We start from the raw sequence: 3,462 nt of genomic DNA, 5'->3' as shown, positions 1-3,462 counted from the left end.
CACCGCCCGACCGAATCCCAATAGGTGTTTAGCTGGAACTCCGTTGCTCAACAACTACGTTCCAAGCTGCACAACTGGAAATCAAGTCGGACCTCCCGTTCTGAGGAACGCCAGACGAAGAAAAAAATCTTCGTCACGGAATGTTTTTCCCTATTGACCGCGCGGGCTTGATAGGGGTTCGGCTTTTCTGGAATCCTCAATCACCAATCCTCAAGTCATCGGCTCTGGAAACCATGACGGTGGACCGGCACGCCTGGCTCGAAGCTCATGGCAGAAACATGGGGGCAGAAAAATCAAAACCGGTCCTGCGTTCGCTCGTAATGGAGTCATAGGCCAACCACTCTCCGGGAACTGGCTTCATCTGGAAACTTCCTCCCGTGCCCTTCTGCACCCCTCCGCGAAGCGGTTTAGTTCAACTGGTGAGTATGCGACTGGAAGTTTTGTTGTGTCGCATATTGCGGGAGGGTTGCGGCGCTGTCAATGACCGTTTCTGAAGCGCTTGAGAAAATGACGGATGCGATGCGGGTGCGGCACTTTTCGCCGGCGACGGAGAAGTCCCGCCGACGGTGGCTGTCTATCAGTCAGCCACGTCGAAAAAGCAAATGCCTATCAGTAAGCCCCGCCAGCGAGAGCGACTAGCTGATTACGATGACGATGACGATTACGATTACGAGGCTCCTTGCAAAAATCTGAGAGCGGTTTTGTGAACCGAAGAACCGACAGATGAATTGACTTTCGCCGCCCGACTTCGGTAGAGTTCATTCATGACCCCAAAACTGGAACTTGTTCGGTCCCTCCATGCCATGAGCAGTAACGCATCTTCCTCCGTCCAGAAAGTCATGGGCAGCGTCGTGGGAATCGCCCTCCTGCTGTGCGCGACCAACCCAGTGCGGGCCCAGAGTGCCACCTACACCGTCGATCCTCTCCAGAGCAGTCTTACCCTGAGTGTTTCCTTGGGAGGAACCTTCGGCTGGGGACAATTCACCGTCACCGGCCAAGTTTCTCGAGCGATGGTGAATTGTTTCGAGGGCACTCTCGTGGCCACGACTAACCTAAACGGACGGCTGACCTTTAACGGCGGCAGTTCCATCCGCGCCCGGTTAAATCCCGGCAGTCCAAGTTCCGACACGAACAACCCATCGTTTCACCCGACGGGCGGCGATCCCAATCAAGTCTGGAAAGGAGTGGATAACTTCGGGGCGGTGTGTGCGTTGTATGATCAACACTCCCTCTATCTGGCCTATCGCGATCTGACACTGGACATCACCAACGGCCACGCCAGTGTGGCGGGCGAAGCGGCGTCCGGAATGAGCCTGAGTTTTAAGGCCGGCCATCGGGACTGGAGCCAGCCGTCGGTTTTGGGGGTTGGCGAAACCCTGGCCACCAGTGCATGGCCCATCGCCGGGGGGACCAACCGGGCGGAGGGCCTTGTGACTGTATCCCCGGACGGTTCGGTGGTGACCATCCCCGTGGTGCTGGTGACCAAGAGTTGGGACTTCGTGAATAACGCTGTCACCTTCGATGAAGTCTGGACCGGGACGATAGTCGCCGTCGCGGGCACGCCCAGTTCAAGGCCGCGTCCGCCCCGGTTGGGGCTGGCGGCGTCGGGGGCGCCTGGCCTGCAGTTCAACGCGAGCGCGGGTCTGGCGAAGCACTATAACGGAATCACCACCGCGCCCTGGATCGAAGCCAGTTGGATTGGCAGCGCCCCCGCGACCTACTCCTTCACCATCACCAACCCGCCAGCTGGCGGGTCCACCGGTTTCCAGGCTTACCTGTGGCTGGTGGCTAAGCCGCTCGATGCGTTGAACCAGAACACTCCGACCGGTTACAGCACCGACGAATACGGTGGCATCAACAATTCCAACGTCGTTCGATTCACCCTTGAATTTGACGGACGCTCCGGTGCGACCGCCACCTTGGGATACCGCGCAAACTCTCCCGACCCGGCGGCCTTTTCCGGCCGCGGATTCCTCTGCGGCCTGACCGGCGCGCCCTTTGCCGGTCCCTGGACGATCAGCGTGAACAACGACACCGATTTCACCATCACCGCTCCGGACGGCTCCCAGGCCAAAGGGTCGATGCCGCGCGCGGACACGGCTTTCTTCAGTGAAAAAGTCCGTTTGTTTTTGGGCGTGAACCCGAATGGCGCACGGAACTTCGGTCAGTCCATCAACGTAGGACGCGCCAGCATTATCACGACCCGGTCCGGCCAGGAAGTGAACTTGGTAGGCGAATGGACCTCGGGCCAGCCGCTGCACAAGAACTGGACGATCCTGGCGCTGGACCCCGCGAGCGTGGTCATGATGCCTGCCCAAAGTATTTACCGATTTAACTGGCAGGCCGGCTGCACGCTGAACGGCGGAGGAATGGAATCCCTGGAGCAAACGGTCATCGACCCATTCGGCTTTACTCTCTTGCTGGAGTTATGGGAACCGGTGGCCCCGCAGCCGAGAATCACGATGCTGGCCAACGGCTCAAGCATCGCGTTCCTCACCGACACCACGCCCCCGGGCGAGTTTGGCTTCTATCGCTTGAACCTTCCGACCACGCCCTAACGAGATGCAGCCTCAGACCAACTGAACGGTTTGGGGCAAAACGACCGTTCTGATGCTCTGCGCCGGCTCAAAAGGCGCAGAGCATCGATCAGGGCCGTCGAGTCGCCCAATCCGCCTTTGGTCAACGACAATGTCATTTCGGCTTCGGCGGCAGCAAAAGTGTCACTGGTCACAAGGCCAATGGATTCCAACCGCCCACAATCCCCATTTCGTGCTCAGACACCACAGTCGTCCCGCCGACTCTCGCGGTCAGCGCGGCAGGCCGCTCTCCACCACAAAGGCCTCGGACATTCTCGGGGTAAACCAGCCAATATTTTTCGCCTGGGACGAAGCCGGAAACAGTCTGGCTCAATGTCCCGCTCTCCTGCATGAATGCGACCCGGACCCCATCGGGGCCCTTGCCGATGTCGGCGAATGGTCCGCCCTCTGCATTGAGCCCATAACCCTAAAAACGGCAGTTGCCCGCGCCCGATCGGCGCAAGGTCCTGGCGGGAAAGCCGCTTCTCACAACTCGACGGCTAAGCCGTCTCCAAGGCGCGATGCAGGCGTCCGTGGCGCTGACGAATCGGCCTTGTGAAAACGCCGGCTCAAAGGTGCGTGCGCGCCAGGGGCGCAGTCGATAAAGAGTTCCGAAAAGAAAGTCGGGCGCCGCCTTCCCCTGCCCGCCCACCAACTCGCCGCCGCGCCGCACGTTGTCCATCATCCAGCCGGGCAGACGAAGATGGTACGGGTTGCGCTTCACTTCACCGACATGAAAAGAGGAGAGTGTGGAGACTAAGTGGTCCGTTTCGTAAATACGCTCACGTTCGTTGCGCCCAATTTGGCCTGGGGCAAGGCGCGACGAGCGAGCATCCCCCGCCAGTGGGGCTGTGACCGAGGAGCAACGCAGCCCCAGGCAAAATTC

The 3,462-nt window shown here is 59.6% G+C and carries 1 protein-coding gene and 1 pseudogene; one reads left to right on the top strand and one right to left on the bottom strand.

Annotation, left to right across the window (positions count from 1 at the left end; genetic code table 11):
* Positions 1-803: 803 nt before the first annotated feature.
* Positions 804-2,558: a hypothetical protein gene (locus FJ398_26830; GenBank protein MBM3841496.1), complete on the top strand. Its 1,755-nt coding sequence runs from the start codon at positions 804-806 to the stop codon at positions 2,556-2,558.
* Between the two features lie 610 nt (positions 2,559-3,168).
* Here the strand turns inward: FJ398_26830 and FJ398_26825 are convergent.
* Positions 3,169-3,336 (bottom strand): annotated as a pseudogene (locus FJ398_26825) (PIG-L family deacetylase).
* Positions 3,337-3,462 lie beyond the last annotated feature (126 nt).

This window comes from Verrucomicrobiota bacterium (genome assembly GCA_016871535.1).
Classification (GTDB): domain Bacteria; phylum Verrucomicrobiota; class Verrucomicrobiia; order Limisphaerales; family SIBE01; genus VHCZ01.
This window is presented reverse-complemented; position numbering and strand designations above follow the sequence as displayed.

Bases quoted from the DNA above. Each gene is read 5' to 3' on its own strand.
- FJ398_26830 (MBM3841496.1), top strand. From the start codon at position 804: ATGAGCAGTAACGCATCTTCCTCCGTCCAGAAAGTCATGGGCAGCGTC.